This is a genomic window from Nocardia sp. NPDC051833 (assembly GCF_040681225.1).
Lineage (GTDB): Bacteria > Actinomycetota > Actinomycetes > Mycobacteriales > Mycobacteriaceae > Nocardia.
The window spans coordinates 625,817-641,426 of sequence record NZ_JBFAYK010000002.1 but is presented as its reverse complement, the minus strand read 5'-3'; the positions used below and the strand labels follow the sequence as shown (position 1 = coordinate 641,426).

General features: G+C 68.3%; 14 protein-coding genes and 1 pseudogene. 8 read left to right on the top strand and 7 right to left on the bottom strand.

The genetic code is table 11. The annotated features are described in order from the left end of the window. The first annotated feature begins 266 nt into the window (after positions 1–266). Positions 267–710 carry an RDD family protein gene (locus AB0L91_RS21000; RefSeq protein ID WP_365012251.1) on the top strand — a complete coding sequence of 148 codons (444 nt, stop codon included), beginning with the start codon at positions 267–269 and terminating at the stop codon, positions 708–710. 53 nt (positions 711–763) lie between these two features. Here the strand turns inward: AB0L91_RS21000 and AB0L91_RS20995 are convergent, their stop codons facing one another. Both AB0L91_RS20995 and AB0L91_RS20990 read right to left on the bottom strand, forming a co-directional pair. Continuing rightward, the gene (locus AB0L91_RS20995; RefSeq protein WP_365012249.1) at positions 764–1,741 is read right to left on the bottom strand and encodes a YafY family protein; all 978 of its coding nucleotides are present in this window, start codon (positions 1,739–1,741) and stop codon (positions 764–766) included. 59 nt (positions 1,742–1,800) lie between these two features. Next, positions 1,801–2,733, bottom strand: coding sequence for an SDR family NAD(P)-dependent oxidoreductase (locus tag AB0L91_RS20990; RefSeq protein ID WP_365012246.1), 933 nt, complete (start codon positions 2,731–2,733; stop codon positions 1,801–1,803). A 102-nt stretch (positions 2,734–2,835) separates the two neighbouring features. Between AB0L91_RS20990 and AB0L91_RS20985 the strand changes: the two genes are divergently transcribed. The 3 genes from AB0L91_RS20985 (at position 2,836) to AB0L91_RS20975 (ending at position 5,874) form a co-directional block, all read left to right on the top strand. Next, entirely contained in the window at positions 2,836–3,501 is a 666-nt protein-coding gene (locus AB0L91_RS20985) for a TetR family transcriptional regulator (protein WP_365013666.1), read from the top strand. Positions 3,502–3,594: 93 nt separating this feature from the next. Beyond that, on the top strand, positions 3,595–4,494 hold the full coding sequence (locus AB0L91_RS20980) for a universal stress protein (RefSeq protein ID WP_365012243.1): 900 nt from the start codon (positions 3,595–3,597) through the stop codon (positions 4,492–4,494). Positions 4,495–4,770: 276 nt separating this feature from the next. After that, positions 4,771–5,874 (top strand): hypothetical protein, encoded by a 1,104-nt coding sequence (locus AB0L91_RS20975; RefSeq protein WP_365012241.1) that lies wholly within the window; start codon positions 4,771–4,773, stop codon positions 5,872–5,874. 44 nt (positions 5,875–5,918) lie between these two features. On the opposite strand, the gene AB0L91_RS20970 is transcribed toward AB0L91_RS20975, so the two are convergent. Together AB0L91_RS20970 and AB0L91_RS20965 are read right to left on the bottom strand one after the other, a co-directional pair. Next, on the bottom strand, positions 5,919–7,082 hold the full coding sequence (locus tag AB0L91_RS20970) for a VCBS repeat-containing protein (protein ID WP_365013663.1): 1,164 nt from the start codon (positions 7,080–7,082) through the stop codon (positions 5,919–5,921). Between the two features lie 136 nt (positions 7,083–7,218). Further along, positions 7,219–7,890, bottom strand: coding sequence for a TetR/AcrR family transcriptional regulator (locus AB0L91_RS20965; RefSeq protein ID WP_365012239.1), 672 nt, complete (start codon positions 7,888–7,890; stop codon positions 7,219–7,221). A gap of 391 nt (positions 7,891–8,281) precedes the next feature. Between AB0L91_RS20965 and AB0L91_RS20960 the strand changes: the two genes are divergently transcribed. Beyond that, positions 8,282–9,496, top strand: coding sequence for an FAD-dependent oxidoreductase (locus AB0L91_RS20960; protein WP_365012236.1), 1,215 nt, complete (start codon positions 8,282–8,284; stop codon positions 9,494–9,496). 25 nt (positions 9,497–9,521) lie between these two features. On the opposite strand, the gene AB0L91_RS20955 is transcribed toward AB0L91_RS20960, so the two are convergent. Further along, positions 9,522–10,670, bottom strand: coding sequence for a serine hydrolase domain-containing protein (locus AB0L91_RS20955; RefSeq protein WP_365012233.1), 1,149 nt, complete (start codon positions 10,668–10,670; stop codon positions 9,522–9,524). Between the two features lie 189 nt (positions 10,671–10,859). Here AB0L91_RS20955 and AB0L91_RS20950 point away from each other — a divergent pair, with 189 nt between their 5' ends. Then, positions 10,860–11,285, top strand: a complete 426-nt coding sequence (locus AB0L91_RS20950) for a hypothetical protein (RefSeq protein WP_365012230.1) — start codon at positions 10,860–10,862, stop codon at positions 11,283–11,285. A 122-nt stretch (positions 11,286–11,407) separates the two neighbouring features. Then, entirely contained in the window at positions 11,408–14,245 is a 2,838-nt protein-coding gene (locus tag AB0L91_RS20945) for a tetratricopeptide repeat protein (protein ID WP_365012228.1), read from the top strand. A gap of 111 nt (positions 14,246–14,356) precedes the next feature. Here the strand turns inward: AB0L91_RS20945 and AB0L91_RS20940 are convergent, their stop codons facing one another. Further along, positions 14,357–14,704, bottom strand: coding sequence for a Rid family hydrolase (locus AB0L91_RS20940; protein WP_365013660.1), 348 nt, complete (start codon positions 14,702–14,704; stop codon positions 14,357–14,359). A gap of 8 nt (positions 14,705–14,712) precedes the next feature. Here AB0L91_RS20940 and AB0L91_RS20935 point away from each other — a divergent pair. Further along, positions 14,713–14,997, top strand: a pseudogene (locus tag AB0L91_RS20935) (helix-turn-helix domain-containing protein); the annotation flags it as partial. 52 nt (positions 14,998–15,049) lie between these two features. On the opposite strand, the gene AB0L91_RS20930 reads toward AB0L91_RS20935, so the two are convergent. Then, on the bottom strand, positions 15,050–15,517 hold the full coding sequence (locus tag AB0L91_RS20930) for a VOC family protein (protein WP_365012225.1): 468 nt from the start codon (positions 15,515–15,517) through the stop codon (positions 15,050–15,052). Between the last annotated feature and the right edge of the window lie 93 nt (positions 15,518–15,610).

The window sequence follows — 15,610 nt, the reverse complement described above, 5'->3', positions numbered from 1 at the left end:
ATCCGATCGAGGACAGCGGCGGTGTCGGTGATGCCGAGTAGAGCGACGGTCGACCGAGGCTCGTTTCCAACAGGGCACGGCACGAACGGCGACGAGCGGGTCGTAGTCGACAGGCGGTCGCTACCGTACGTCTCCGTACTCGACGTGGTCTCGATCCACCTGACCGTGTCCCTGCCGTGCGAAGCGGTGAGATACTCGGTGTGCCACCGTGACTGGCGGTTTCTGCGTCGAGGACGGTGACGTGTGAGCGCGTCGAGGAGGACACCATGACCAACGCAGTCGGCATCACACCCGCCGGAATCGGACGTCGGGCCGCAGCGCGGTTCATCGACTGGATCATCGCCGGACTGATCGGCGCGGTCTTGTTCTGGCTACTGGAGCGAGTCACCGATCTCCCCAGCTGGATTGCGATCCTGCCGGGCGCCGGATTCGGGTTACTGTACTTCGTGGCCTTCGAAGTAGCGACGGGATCGACGCCGGGCAAGAAGATCCTCGGGTTGCGAGTCAACGGCGCCGGTGGCGCGAGCACACCGGATCTGGCCGAGTCCGCCAAGCGCAACGCGTATATGCTGCTGAACCTGATTCCCTGGGTCGGCGGCCTGCTGTGGTTCATCGCGGCGATCGGCATCGCGGTGACGGTGAGTTCGAGTTCGACCAAGCAGGGCTGGCACGACAACTTCGCGGGCGGTACCCAAGTCGTCAAGGATTGATGCCCACGGTGTGCGGTCGTGTGTTGGGTTCGCCGGTACCCGTTGTACCACCGCTACCGGGTCGGGTGTGCGTTGTCGCGGGGAGTGATGGCCACGGTGACGCGGTCCGCCAGCGCACGAAGGTGGTCGATGAGTTCGGGCGGTTCGTGAACCTGGAACCCGAAGCCGAAAAGTCCGGTGTAGACGGCTATTTCATCGAGTGAGTTCGAGCCGGTGTGCAGTAGGCAGTGCCCGTCGTCGATCGCCTCGATGACACCGACCGTCGGCGGGATCCGATCCGCCGCCACGGCAGCCGACACCTCGAGGGTGATGCGTGCCTGGTAGCGATAGGGGGCGGTGCTGACCCCGCGGGACACCCAGCCGGTCAGGTCGACCTCGGGTGCCTCGCGCGGGGTGAATCGAGGCCCGTTGGGGACGCGGAGGCGGAGGCGGTCGACCCGGTAGGTGCGCCAGTCCTGCTTCTCGACGTCCCAGCCGACCAGGTACCAGTGCCGTCCGGTGTGCACGAGCCGATGCGGTTCGGCCGCCCGCCGGATCTCGGAACCGTCATGGGTGCGGTAGTCGAAGCGGAGCTGTTCGTGGTCGCGAATCGCGGCGGCGATCGCGGTGAGGACATCCGCGTCCACCGACGGCGTGCCCGCCGGCATGCTGACTGTCGCTGCCTGGAGCGCCGAGACTCGGTGACGTAGCCGGGCCGGGAGGATCTGCTCCAGCTTGGCCAGGGCCCGCAGCGAGCTCTCCTCGATACCGGTGATCGTTCCGCTCGCCGCGGTGCGTAATCCGACGACGACGGCGACCGCCTCCTCGTCGTTCAAGAGCAGCGGAGGCAGTTTGGTTCCCGCTCCCAGGCGGTATCCGGCCGCACCGGAGACCGCGTGCACGGGATAGCCGAGGTTGCGGAGCTTGTCGATGTCGCGGCGGACGGTTCGGGTATCGACGTCGAGGCGCTCGGCCAGGTCGGCGCCGGTCCACACGCGGGGTGTTTGCAGGAGCGAAAGGAGTTCGAGGAGGCGAGCCGAAGTTTCCAACACCCCGCACATTCTTCCGCACAGCTAGGACGATATTTGTCCTAGCTTGTGACTCGACGGCCTCAGGAATCGCTGCGGAGCGGAGTCACTGCCTCACCGCAGGGAAACGTCACACCGGTGAGCTCCTCGGAAACGCTCCACAGGCGCTGCTGGACGGCTCGGTCGTGGGAATCGCCGCTGGAGGTGACCAGTTTCGGATAGCCACGGATCTCACCCAGTCCGCCGGGTCCGTAGTACTGGCCGCCGCCGACGGCCGGGTCGGTGGCGGCGCGCAGGGTGGGCAGGGCGCCCATCTCGGGCTTCTGGGTGAGCAGCGGCGCGAGCCAGGTGACCGGCACGCGGAACGCCGCGGGCGAGTTGCGAACGAGCTCGGTGTTGGACACGCCGGGATGGGCGGCGACCGCGACGGTGGTGCCGTGCGGTGCGAGCCGACGCTGCAATTCGTAGGTGAACATCAGGTTGGCGAGTTTGGACTGGCCGTAGGCGGCGACGCGGTTGTACGAGCGCTCCCACTGCAGATCGTCGAAATGGATGCCGGCCAGGATGCGGTGTCCGGTACTGCTGACCGTCACCACGCGGGAGCCGGGGACCGGCAGGAGCCGGTCCAGCAACAGGCCGGTGAGGGCGAAATGGCCGAGGTGGTTTGTGCCGAACTGCAATTCGAAGCCGTCCGCCGTGGTCTGTCGCGGGGTGTACATCACGCCAGCGTTGTTGATCAGCAGGTCGATGCGTGGGTGGGCCTCGCGCAGGTCGGCCGCCGCGGACCGGATCGATTCCAGCGAGGTGAGGTCGAGAGCCTGGACGGCGACCTCACCGGTCATGCGGGCGGCCGCTTGCCTGCCCTTCTCGACGTCGCGGACGGCCAGCACCACCGTCGCGCCGCGCGCGGCGAGCAGCCGAGCGGTCTCGAAGCCCAGTCCGGTGTTGGCTCCGGTCACGATCGCGACCCGGCCGTGCTGATCGGGGATGTGCTGCTCAGTCCAGTTGCTGCTCATGACTTCTCCTAAAGAACCGGCGGTCTGTTATATTCTCCACCGTAAGAGACCGATGGTCTGCTGTCAAGAGACCGGCGGTCTCTAAGCTACGATGGCGGCGTGATGTTTCAGCGAGCGCGCAGCGAGGAGCAGCGGGAGATCCGCCGACAGGCGATCCTGGACACGGCGGCCGAGATGCTCGCCGAGATGCCGGTAGCCGCGGTGAGCCTCAACGAGCTCAGCCGGCGGGTGGGCCTGGCCAAATCGAATGTCCTGCGGTACTTCGAGTCGCGCGAGGCGGTGCTGCTCGAATTGCTGGACTTCTTTCTGGAGAGCTGGCTTGCCGCCCTCGCCGATGAACTGGTCGCGGGCATCGACGCGCAGGAGGCGCCGGAAGCGCGGGCAGGCCAACTCGCCGATGTCCTCAGTCGTTCACTGGCGGACCGGGTCGTCCTGTGCGACCTCTTCGGTGCGCAGGGTGGCGTCCTCGAGCACAACGTTTCGGTCGAGGTGGTCAAGCGGCACAAGCGGTCTTCCCTCGCACGACTCGCGGCCATGACCGAACTCGTGCGCCGCCACGTCCCCGAGCTCGACGACGACCAGGCGCAACTGTTCTGCCTGATGAGCCTCGTCTCGGCGGGCGCCCTGTCGGCCTACGCCTCGCCGCCGCCCAGCGTGCTCGCCGCCTACGAGGACGAGCCTGCGCTCGGTGTGCTCCACCGAGATCTGCGTGACGCTCTGCGCGCGTCGTTCACCTCGGCGCTGCTGGGAGTGCTGCCACGCGCCTGAGTCTTTCCGTACTCGTCCTCGGGTCGGGAGCTTCTAGGATGGGTCGAGCACCACCAGGAGCACCTCGTCTCTTCGACGCGAAAGGTCGCGCCCATGGGCAGCCCGGTATCCGATACTCCGGATCGTGAGTCGGCGCCGGTCCTGGTCGGTATCGACGGGCACAGTGATTCGGCGGTGCGGTGGGCCGCCCGCGCCGCGGTGGCTCGGCGGCGTCCGCTCCTGCTGCTGTGCGCCCTCGAAATCAGCTCCGTACAGTCGGTTTTCGGGCGTTTCGACCTGTTCACGCCCTCGCTGTCGGACACCGTCCGCGCGCAGGGCGAGGAACGTCTCCAGAATGCGCGTCGATTGGTCGGCACCATCGACCCCGGCTTGGCAGTGGCAGTCGAACTCACTGACGACGACGCCGCCGACGCGCTCGTCTCGCGGTCGGGCGGCGCCCATCTCACGGTGATCGGTGCCGGGCGTGGGGGGAATCGGCTGGGTTCCACGCTGCTCGCGGTGTCCGCGTACGCGGCAGGCACTGTCGTCGTGGTGCGTGGCGATCTCGCCGCGCGCACCGATCTACCGGTCGTGGTCGGGGTGGACGGCAGCGATCCCAGTCGTGCCGCGGCGGCAGCGGCTTTCGCCGAGGCTGCGCTGCGCGGCGTGCGCTTGGTTGCTGTCCACACCTGGGACGACCTGCGCTACGAGAAGGCGGCCGCTCTGCCGGATCCTGTCGACGACGCCGACTCGATCGCGGAATCGCACCGGTTGCTGATCGAGGTGCTGGCGCCGGGCCGGGCCGCGCACCCCGCGGTCGACGTCGAGGAACGGGTCTATCGCTACAGCCCGGCCCATCATCTCCTCGAATGGTCGGTCGAGGCGCAGCTCGTGGTCACCGGGAGCCGCGGACGCGGTGGTTTCCGGGGCCTGTTGCTGGGGTCGACGAGCAATGCGCTGGTCCAGCACGCGCGGTGCCCGGTCATGGTCGTTCATCGCGCGACAGAGCGCTGAGCGTCCCGATCGAAGATCGTTACCGAGTGCTTCTCCGCTGTTCGGCGACTATCCAGCGACGCGGGAAACCGAGGTGGTCATCGCGATTCTCGGGTGTGGATCCAGGGCATAACGGGATATTTGGCACTTGCCGGGCATTCCGGTCCTGGCACTAGGCAGGGCTGGCAACCACTTGGTAACAACTCGGTCTTCGGTAGCCCGAACGCGGGCACGGTCTGGTGATACTGATGATTCGACGACCTGTGCACCTGAAAGCGACACTATCGAGGAGTCCGCGTGCTGCACACCGATGTCCCCACCCGCCGTGAGATGGCCGTCCTCGCCGCGATGACAGCGCCCTGGTCGGTGTCGATCTACACACCGACCGAGATCGATCCCGCCGAACCGGACATCAGCCGCGTCGCCTTCTCCAATCAGGTGCGTGACGCGCTCGAACGGGTCACCTCGGCGGGGGAGCGGGCGGCGCTGTCGGAGGAATTCGACGACCTGCTGGACGATCCCGAGTTCTGGCGGTTCCAGTCGCGCACGCTCGTCGTCCTGGCCACCCCCGAGCGGATCCGGACCTACCGTGTGCCGAATCGGCTGCCGGCGTCCACCACGGTCGCCGACCGATTCCTGCTCAAGCCGCTGCTGCGCACGGTGACCTTTCCGCAGTCGGCCTATGTCCTCGCCCTGTCGGAGGGCGCCGCCCGGTTGATCGATGTCGACGCCGAGGGCCCCGCGGTCGACGTCACCCCACGCGATCTGCCGAGTAGCGCCTCCGACCATGCCGGGAAGTCCTCGCTGGGCGATCGGGCGCCGAAGGGCCGGGTGCAGGGATACGAGGGACGCAAGATGCGGGTGCGGCAGTACGCGCGCGCCGTGGACCAGCAGTTGCGGACCACGCTGACCGGCCGCGACGTCCCGCTGGTGCTCGCCGCCACGGAGCCCACCGATTCGCTGTTCCGGTCGGTGAACAGCTATCCGGATCTGCTCGACGAGAGCCTGGCGGGCAACCCCGAGCATCTCGGCCCGGACGAGCTCGCCGCCCAGACGAGACCGATCCTGGACCGCTACTACGCCGGTCAGCTCGCCGACCTGAGGACGCTGTTCGACAAGCGGATGTCGGAGGGCCGTGCGCTGTCCGATATCGCCGACATCGCCCGCGCGGCGACATTCGGCATCGTCGGCATCCTGTTCGTCGACATCGAGACCGCGCTCCCGGGCACGCTGGCCGCCGACGACGGTGCGGTCGAGTTCGGTTCCGACGCCGAAGGTCTCGATGTGCTCGACGAGATCGCGCGCCGGGTACTGCTCACGGACGGCCGGGTGCTCGCGGTGCGCGGGTCGGAGGTGCCCGGTGGTGGGCCGGCCGCGGCGATCTTGCGTTATCCGATGTGATGCTCGTCGGAGTCGACAGGTAGATCGAGGCCGAGGGATATGGCCTAGCGCTTCTGCGGAGTTCGGTTGATGTACACGCTGACGTACGAACCCGGGCCCGGCCCGAGGGCATTCTGCGTCGCCAGGTCGACGATTCCGTCACCGTTGAAGTCGTCAGCCACCACATCTTGCGCACCTGCACCGCCGGGGAGGTCCTGTGCCTTCGAGAAGTGCACGCCCGTCGAGTCCGGTCCCGAGATATTTCGCACCACCGACACGGTATTGAACCCGAATGCGTAGAAATTGGCCGCCGCGATGTCGAGCTTGCCGTCGCCGTCGAAGTCGGCGGCGGCCGGACCCTGCGTTCCGGTGCCGCCCGCATGGTTCAGCGCGATGGCGAAATCACCGACCGCTGCCCCCGGCGTCGTTCGATTGGTCATGACCGGTAAACCGAACAGGCCGAACGGATCGGCTGAGCAACCGCACACGATATCGGGCCTGCCGTCGTCGTTCATGTCCACGATCAGGACGCCCGCGGGAAAGGCCGCGCCCGGGTAGTAGCTGGTCGGCTGACTGAACCGCACCTCGTGCTCGGGCCCGGTGCTCATCCACACGCGCAGATCCGCGGTGCCGACATTGCCGCTGGCGATGTCCGGCTTGCCGTCGCCGTTGAGATCCCCGACGCTCAATCCCTCGTTGAAGAGGCCGCCGTCGAGCTGGATCGGTGTTTCGAACGCGAGCGGCTGCTCAGGGGCGTCCGGTTTCAGCAGACCGATCGACACCGACCGGCTCACCACCGCGCCCAGGTTGGACGTGACGACGTCCAGCGTGCCGTCCTGGTTCATGTCCGCGAGCTTCACCTGCTGCGGAATCGCTCCGGTCTCGAACGAAGCAGCTGGGACGAAGGTAGGCACGGACTGTTCCGGTTCTCCGGTATTGCGCAGGACGGAGACCCGACCGCTCCGCAGCTCGGCGCTGCCCGCCGCGACGACGATGTCCTTGCGCCCGTCACCGTCCATGTCGGCGATCGCCACCGCCTGGGGCAGCAGATCGCCGGCGAGGCCGATCGCCGGATCGAATCGCGCCGTCCCACCCACGTCGGACCTGTTGAGGAACAGCGACAGGCCGGAATCTCCACTCCCCAGGGCGTTCGCGGCGACGATATCGGGCTTGCCGTCACCGTTGAGGTCGCCCGACGCGAGCATCCACGCCAGTGCGCCGGCGCGCATCTCCACCGGCGCGTCCCACAGGAATCCGGTAGTGACGTCCGCGTGCGCGGGAGCCGCGGACAGCGCGATCGCGACGGTCGCCACGGCCACGGCCGAGACGCGCACGAACTTCCCCGCCGTGCTCTGCGCGATCGCGTCATCTCGCTTCATCGGACGTCCTTTCGAGGTTGTACATCAAGGTCTCGGCAACCTCGACGAGCCGCGGAACCAGCCGCGGAAGACTCTCCACGCCTTCGGTTTCGGCATGATGCGTGATGAGGGCATCGACCGCGCCGACGACCGCGCGGGCGATGTACTCGGCCAGTTCCGACGGCAAGCCGGAGTCGTCACCGATCGTGTCGGCGTAGAGCCGACGAAGGCGTTGTACCGATCCCTCGATCCAGCGGGCCCGGAGTGGCGCCACCACTCGCCCAGCCTCCGGTGCCGCTACGATGAATATCCTTGCCATCGAGGGATTCCCGGCAAGGGCGGTGCAGAGCGCCCGGTACCCGGCTTCGAGTCGTTCCGCGGGACCTTGTACGCCGAGTGTCGCCTCGATGATCGCCTGGGCGAGGTTTCGCTGCGCTTCGTCGAATGCCGCGGCGAAGCAGTCGTCCTTGCCGCTGAACATTTCGTAGAACGTCTTTCGCGATACCCCGGCAGTCGCAAGCACATTCGCCACGCTGGTGTCGGCGTATCCCCGCTCGGCAACGACATCCGCGATCGCGTGCAAGATCCGCGAACGCTGCGAAGCGGCGACGACGTCCGGCGAATATCCGTGCGGGCCTTTCGGAAACGCGGACGGGACCTCGTCCGGATCGGTGCTCACGACGCCGTTCGACGAAAGTTGTAGACACTCATGTTTACTACTGTAACGACGAAGTCCCGGTTGCGGTTCGTTTTCGTAGCCGAGGGCTACCTGGGGATGTGACGGTTGATCGCATCGCCGCGGCGGCTGGCGCTGTGGCGAATCATTTTCTGCGGCAATAACTGTGGTGGCACGGAGATGTCTTGATGCGATCTGCCCGACTCGGTCGAGGGGATCGGGCCGGGTGATGAGTGTGATGGCATCGGCGAGTGGGCACGCGCGATCGCGGGCGTCCAGGATGCCTGCCGAACCCTGCGTCAACCGATGGTTGACGATTGACTGTGCGTCAACTACTAGTTGACGCACGGCGGAAGTTCCTTTCGTCGACATCACATCGAACCGAGGAGTCGCAATGGAAGCTTTCGACAGCGCTGCGCGCAGGCAAGCCGAGCCATCGGGCAGGCGGGCGGTGATCGTCGGCGCGGGGATCGCCGGTTTGGCGGCCGCGCTGCGATTGCGTCAGCAGGGCTGGGATGTCGTCGTGGTCGAGCGTGCGCCGAGTCGCCGCAGTGGCGGCTACCTGGTGAACCTGCACGGGCCCGGATATGACGCGGCCGAGCGGCTCGGGCTGCTCCCGGCGTTGAACCCGCGCGATATCGGATTCTTCACCTCGGTCCTCGTCCACGCCGACGGCCGGGAGAAACTCCGGATTCCCGCTGCCGTCGCCGAGGCCGCTGTCGGGGACCAGGCCTTGAGCCTGTTCCGTGGCGATCTGGAGTCGGCGCTGTACGACGCCGTCGCCGAGTTCGCCGATATCCGTTTCGGCACTACGGTGCGGGCCATCACCCAGACCCCGGAGGAGGTCGACGTCACCCTCAGCGACGACACCCATCTCCGCGCCGAACTCCTCGTCGGCGCCGACGGCGTGCACTCCCGGGTTCGCGAGCTCGTCTTCGGCGCCGAGTCCGAGTATTTCGTGGACCTGGGTCATATGGTCGGTGCGTTTCCACTGGATACACCTCCCACCCGGATGCCCGATGGGGTGGGCGCCACGTTCATCGGTCCCGGCCGCACGGCCGCGGTGATGAACCTGGGGCTGGGCAGGTCCTCGGCGTTCTTCGCCTACCGCTGCCCTGACGCCGACTCCGCCACCGAACTCGATCTCGGCGCCGCATCCGCGCTCACCCGAGCGTTCGGGGATCTCGGCGGCGGTGTCGCCGACGCACTCGGTCAGCTCGCCGCCGAGCCCGGCAGCGCCTACTTCGATTCGGTCGGCCAGATCGTGATGGACCGCTGGAGCCAAGGCCGGATCGTTCTGCTCGGCGACGCGGCCTGGTGCGTCACGGTTTTCGCCGGTTACGGCGCCGCCCTCGCCCTCGACGGTGCCGACCGGCTCGGCACCGCGCTGGCGGAACATGGCGACGACATCCCCGCCGCGCTCGACGCCTGGGAGACGGCGTTGCGGCCGGAGGTGGACAAGCGACAGGCGTTGGCGCGCAGGGGAATCAGCCGATTCGCCCCGCCGACACGCACCCATGTGTGGGCGGGCGAAATGATGCTCCGCGCGATCCAGCTCCCCGGCATCCGCGGCCTGGTCCAACGCTCCATCCAACGCGCCAACAACTAGCCGCTGATCGGCGGTGGTGTTGCGATCACTGCTCGCCGCACAGCGCGTGATCGACCAGTGTGCTCGCCGCGTTCTCCTGTGCCTGAATGTGTTCGGGGCTATCGCCCAACGCTTCGGACATGGACACGACGACGCTGCGTGTGCCGTCGGCGGTGACGCCGTTGTGGGTGATGTAACCGCCGTCGCCGCCCTCGTGACCCCAGTAGCTGCCGCCGCAGCTCAGCGGGCGTTCGACCAGGCCGAGCCCGTACCGTCCACCGGGCCACAGCCGCTGCAGGTCCTCGCTCACGGGGACGGTCTGGCGCATCTGGGCCAGCTGTTCGGCGGGCAACAGACGTCCCGTGAACAGTGCGCGCAGAAAGAGATTCACGTCGCGGGTGGTGGTGACGAACGACAGGATGTCCGGATCCACCGGGATCTGTTCGGTGACATCGACTTCCGCGTCGGGCCCGAACAGCTGATACGCCCTGGCATGCGGCGTTGGCAGGGTGGGGGAGGTGCCCGCCCAGGTGGTCTGGTCGAGGCCGAGCGGGCGCAGGATGCGGTGCTCGATCTCCTGGTGCGCCGGACGGCCGGTGACCTGGTCGATGATCATGCCGAGCAGGACATAGCCGGTGTTCGAATACCCCCAGCCCGTGCCGGGCGCGAAGTCCGGCCGGTGCGCCATGGCTCGGGCGACCAGCTGCTCGGGCGTGTACACGTCGTAGCGCTGCGCGTAGTACTCCTGCGGCGTGGTGTACCCGGGCAGGTCGTCGTGCAGGCCACTGGTGTGCTGGAGCAGGTGGCGCACGGTGATCCGCGAGCCGTCGTTGCCGTTGCCGCGCACCACCGCGGGGAGCCACCGGTCGACGGTGTCGTCCAGGGACACCCGGCCCTCGGCGGTCAGTTGCAGCACCGTCGTGGCGACGAACGCCTTGGCCGTGCTCGCCAGCCGGAAGTAGCCGTCCGACGGGACGGGACGGCCGGTGGTGCGGTCGGCGGTGCCGCTGGTGGCGACGGTGTGCCGTCCGTCCGGTGCGATCATCCTGGCCTGGACGCCGCTGACGCCGAGGGCGTGGAGGGCCTCGGTGTCGCGGCGGAGCTGGTCGGCCGGTGTCGCGTGGGCGATGACCTGCCCCCCGCCCGCGAGCAGCGTCGCGACCCCGACCACCAGCACGAACCTACGCAGATGCATGGTTGACACCCTTGCATCGCAAGGCCTTCGCGCACATCAGGGACAACCCGGACCCGAGCCCCCGAATCGCTGTGACCACGGTGCGGCCCCGGCGAACCGGAAAGATCGATGACCGATGTCGAGCTGCGACCGCAGCAGGCTCCGGCCCGGTATTCTCGATCGAAACATCCTGTGTTCTAAGGACTCTCAATGGATGAACTGATCATCGCTGCCGGGTCCGCCTTGGTGACCGCGTTGACCACCCAGACCTGGACACAGGCACGGGATGCGATCGTGGGCCTGTGGCGGCACGGTGATCCGGAGGAGGCCGAGGAGGTCGGGCGCGATCTCGAACGCCAGCGCCCCGGTCTGGAGGCAGCCCAGGCCGCGGGCGACACCACCATCGAGGCCGTGCTGGCCGAATCATGGCAGCACCGCCTCCGTCGACTGCTCCAGCACGACCCGGAACTGGCCGTCGAACTGCGTCGAGTCCTCGACGAGAACCTGCGGCCCGCAGCGCCGGGCGCGGTTCCGGTCGAGGACCATTCGGTGACGCTCAACGCGGAGGTCAGCGGCGGTATCAGCATTCAGGCCGGGCGTGACGCCCACCTCTCCGGTCCGCCGCCACTGCCGTGACGGCCGAACCGCCCCGGGTCGAGCTCGTGGCCTCGGTGGACGGCGGCACCAGCATCCAAGCCGGCCGCGATGTCCACGCGACCATTGTCCAGGAGACGGCGCTCGCGCCACGGGGACCTGCCGTGCATCTGTTGCCGCGGGACCTGCGCACGCTGGTCGATCGGGAAGAAGTTATCGCGTCCCTGGTGACCGGCGCGGCGAGTGGGCACACCGCCATCGGTACCATCAGCGGCACCGCGGGGATCGGCAAGACCGCGGTAGCCATCCGCGTGGCGCATGCTCTCGCGCCGCACTACCCCGACGGCCAGTTCTTCGTCGACCTCCGCGGCCACCGGCCCGGAGCGACACCGGCCGAACCCGCCGACGTGCTCGCCACCCTCCTGATCGATCTGGGTATCCACCCGCGACACATTCCCGACGGCCTGGACGCCCGACGCGATCTGTGGCGGGATCGCGTCAGTCATCAGCGGATCCTGGTCGTCCTCGACGACGCGCGCGACCAAGGGCAGGTCGACCCCCTCCTGCCCAGTGGCAGTCGCTGTTTCACTCTCGTCACCAGCAGGCGCCGCTTCGTCGCCATGGACGACGCCGTCCCGACGCCGCTGGACATGCTGCCCACGGAGGATGCCACCCAGTTGTTCCGGAATCTGTCCGGACGCCGGACATGGCCGGCGGCGGATCTGGCCGCGGTCGCCCAGCTGGTCGAGTGCTGCGAGGGCCTGCCGCTGGCCCTGGTCCTGCTGGCCGGTCGCCTCGCCCATCATCCGAGCTGGTCGATCGCGGACTACGCCGCGGAATTCACCGGAGCCGAGGATCGTCTGGGTGAATTGACCTCCGGGACCCGCGCGGTCGGCGCGGCGTTCGAGATGTCGTATCGCGCCGTTCCCGCCGGACGGCAACAGTTCTTCCGGCGGCTGGCCCTGCATCCTGGAACAGATATCGACGCGCACGCCGCGGCCGCTCTCCACGACTGTAGCGTCGCCACCGCGCGGCGCGAACTCGAAGCGCTCTATGAGGATCACTTCGTCGATGAGAAGTCACCTGGCCGCTTCCGCACCCACGATCTGCTGCGGGAATACGCGCGCACCCTGCTCGCGCGCGATCCCGCGCTCGAATCCGCCGAAGCGGTGCGCCGCCTCATCGCCCACTATGCCGACATCGCCGAACTCGCGGAGCAGTTTCTGGGCGCCACCACGCGCCCTACCCGCCGAGCGGGTGTCGGGACTGCCACAACCGGCCGTTCCGGCCCCCGTGACTTCGCCGCCGCTCTCCGCTGGCTGCGCGCGGAACGCACCAACCTGCTCGCCTGCGTCGAGTATGCTTGGGGCATCGATCATTTCGAGCACCTCTTCCGGTTGACCTCGTCCCTGGCGGGCCTGCTCCGGTTGGACGGTCCCTGGGAACAGGCGGCCCGTCTGCACAGCAGGGTCGCCGAATACGCGCGGACCGGCGGCGACCAGCTCGCCTACGGCAACGCCCTCAACGATCTGGCCGTCGTCCGGGATCTCACCGGTGCACACGCCGAGGCACGAGATCTGCTGACCGAAGCGCTCGAGACCTACCGTCGGATCGAACATCGGACCGGAGAGGGCAACGCCCTCAACAACATCGGTCACGTCCTGCACGAACTCGGCGAGTTCGACCACGCCCGAAGTCTGCTGCGAGCCGCGCTCGTGATCTTCGAGGAGTCCGGCGACCGGCTCGGCCGGGCCACCGCCGGATACAACCTCGGACTCGTCGCCATCATCACCGGCGACTATCGGACGGCTGCCGCCGAGCTGACCGCCGCCCGCGAGCTCTATGCGGCGATCGATCATCCACTGTGCTTGGCCGAGACGGTCAACGAACTCGGCACGCTGAGCAGACTGAGCGGCGACTACCCGGCCGCCGTCGCCTATCACGAGCAGGCACTCGACCTGTGCCGCACCATCGGCAACCCGCTCGGCGAGGCGCAGGCCCTGCACGCGATCGGCATCCTGCACCAGATCACCGGCGACTACCCGGCCGCGATCGACGTGCACCGCAGCGCCGTGGCCGCGTTCCGGCAGCTGGGCAACCGCCGGGGCGAGGCCGACGCCGTCCACCACCTCGGCATCGGCCACCGGCTGGCCGCCGACTACCCCACGGCTGTCGCCCAGCAGGATGTGGCGAGCGCGCTCGCCCGCGACACCGGCAACCCCGCCTTGCAGGCGAACTGCCGGGTCGAACAGGGTCGCGTCCACCGGCTGACCGGTGATTTCGCCGCCGCCGCCGAGCTACTGGCAGACGGAGCGCGGCTGCACGCGCAGGCCGGTGACCTGGTCGGCGAAGCCTACGCACTCGGTGAACTCGGACTCGTCCTGCGACGTCGCGGCGACTACCGACGGGCCCTCGACCTCCAGACCCGTTCGCTGACCATCGGACGCGAGGTCGGCCATCGCATCTGCGCGACCAGCGCGCTCGTCGAGCTGGCCCATCTGCACTGCACGGCAGGCGATGCCGAGGCTGCCGCCGCGCACGCCGATTCGGCACTGGCCGACTACCGTGCGGCGGGCGACCGTTTCGGTGAAGCGAACGCGTTGGTCGCGCTCGGTCGGATCCGCGATCTGGACGACGACCGCGACGAGGCGGGTCGGCTGTTTTCCGAGGCACGCGACATCTATCGTGCTGTGGGCACGCGCGCCGGTGAGATCTACGCGGTCAACTTCCTGGCGGGGCTCGCCGCACGCGGCGACGACCTCGACACCGCTGCCGAATTGTTCACCGGCACACTCGCCGACGCGGCCGGACTGCACGACACCTACGAGGAAGCGCACGCATTGGCCGGGCTCGCCGAGGTCGCCCGCCGGCGCGGGGCCATCGACGAAGCCCTCGCGCACCTCTCGGCCGCCGTCGCGCTCTACGACCGGCTCGGCGCCGCCGAACACGATGATGCCACCCGGCGCCTGGTCGCGTGGCGCGCGGCTGCCGCCCAGGACTGACGCCCAGGGGCAGGTCCTACAGGTGTTCGGCGAGCGCCGCGCTGTCCCCGGGCCAATCCGTCCCTCGGCGAGGGGAATTCATTGTCGACCAAGCCGCCGTGGAGGAGTGCGTCAGTCGAGGACGGCGTAGGCCTCCACCTCGACGAGGACATCCGGTTCGAAGAGGTAGTCGACACCGATGGCGGACACCGGGGGGAGGGGATCGGGGAGGGCGAGTTCGGTGGCGACCTGGTTGATGCCGTCGAGGAAGTCGGCGTATTTGTCGGGAGTCCAGTCGGTGACGAAGAACCTGAGACGGACGACGTCGGCGAAGGTGGCGCCCGCTCCGGCCAGGCCGAGGGCGGTGTTCCGCAGGGCGTGGGCGAGTTGGCCGGCGAGGTCACCGGGGGCGACCGGATTGCCGTCGGCGTCGCGGGCGATCTGACCGGCGACGTGGATGTGGCGGGTTCCGGTGCTGATCGAAACATCAGCCGTTGCGGTTCAACGAGCTCCGCCGGGCGATCCCGGAGGTGACACAGAAATCGCTCACCGCGGCGCTGCGTCGTCTCGAACGCAACGGCATGGTCGATCGAGTGATCACCCACACCCGGCCCATCGCTGTCGAGTACCGGATCTCGCCGATCGGCCGGACCCTGCAGGGACTCATCGACGCGCTGCTGCTCTGGACCACCGACACCCTGCCCGCGGTCCAGCCGGCACGCGCGCGCTTCGACGATCACCAGCGCGAGAACGACCCCGGGACGCTGCGATAGCAGACCATCCCGCCGGGGTGCGACCGCGATGGCCGCACCCCGGGAACGGGCATCAGGCCGGGGCGTACTCGGTGGCGACGTCGAGGATCCAGGTCACGCCGAAGCGATCGCGCAGCATCCCGAACCCGGGCGCCCACTGCGCCGGGCCGAAGTCCTCGATGACGCTCGCTCCGTCGGCGAGGCGTTCCCACAGCGCGCCGACCGCTTCTACGGTGTCGCCGCGGACGGACAGGAAGAACGGCTCGGTGGTCAGGGTCGTGCCGTTCTCGCGGCGGGTGGTCGGCTGGTCGAGGGCGACCGGCGCGTCCGTGCCCGGCACGTCGTAGGCCATGACCCGGAACCCGGTGTCGGCGACGATCTGACCGAAGACCACCTTGGCGGCATCGGGCAGCGCCGCGGGCATCCCGAAGTCGCCGTAGGTGGCGACGGTGAGCTGCCCGCCGAACACCGACTGGTAGAACTCCAGGGCGGCACGCGCCTGACCGTGGAAGTTCAAGTGCGCGACAGTGTTTACCGACATGGTGAGCGGTCCCTTCGGAAGTGGTTTCGTCGCCGGAGGCTCCGGCAACAAGCCCACCGTGTCAGCAGTACCGGACAGGGAACGTCCGCTATT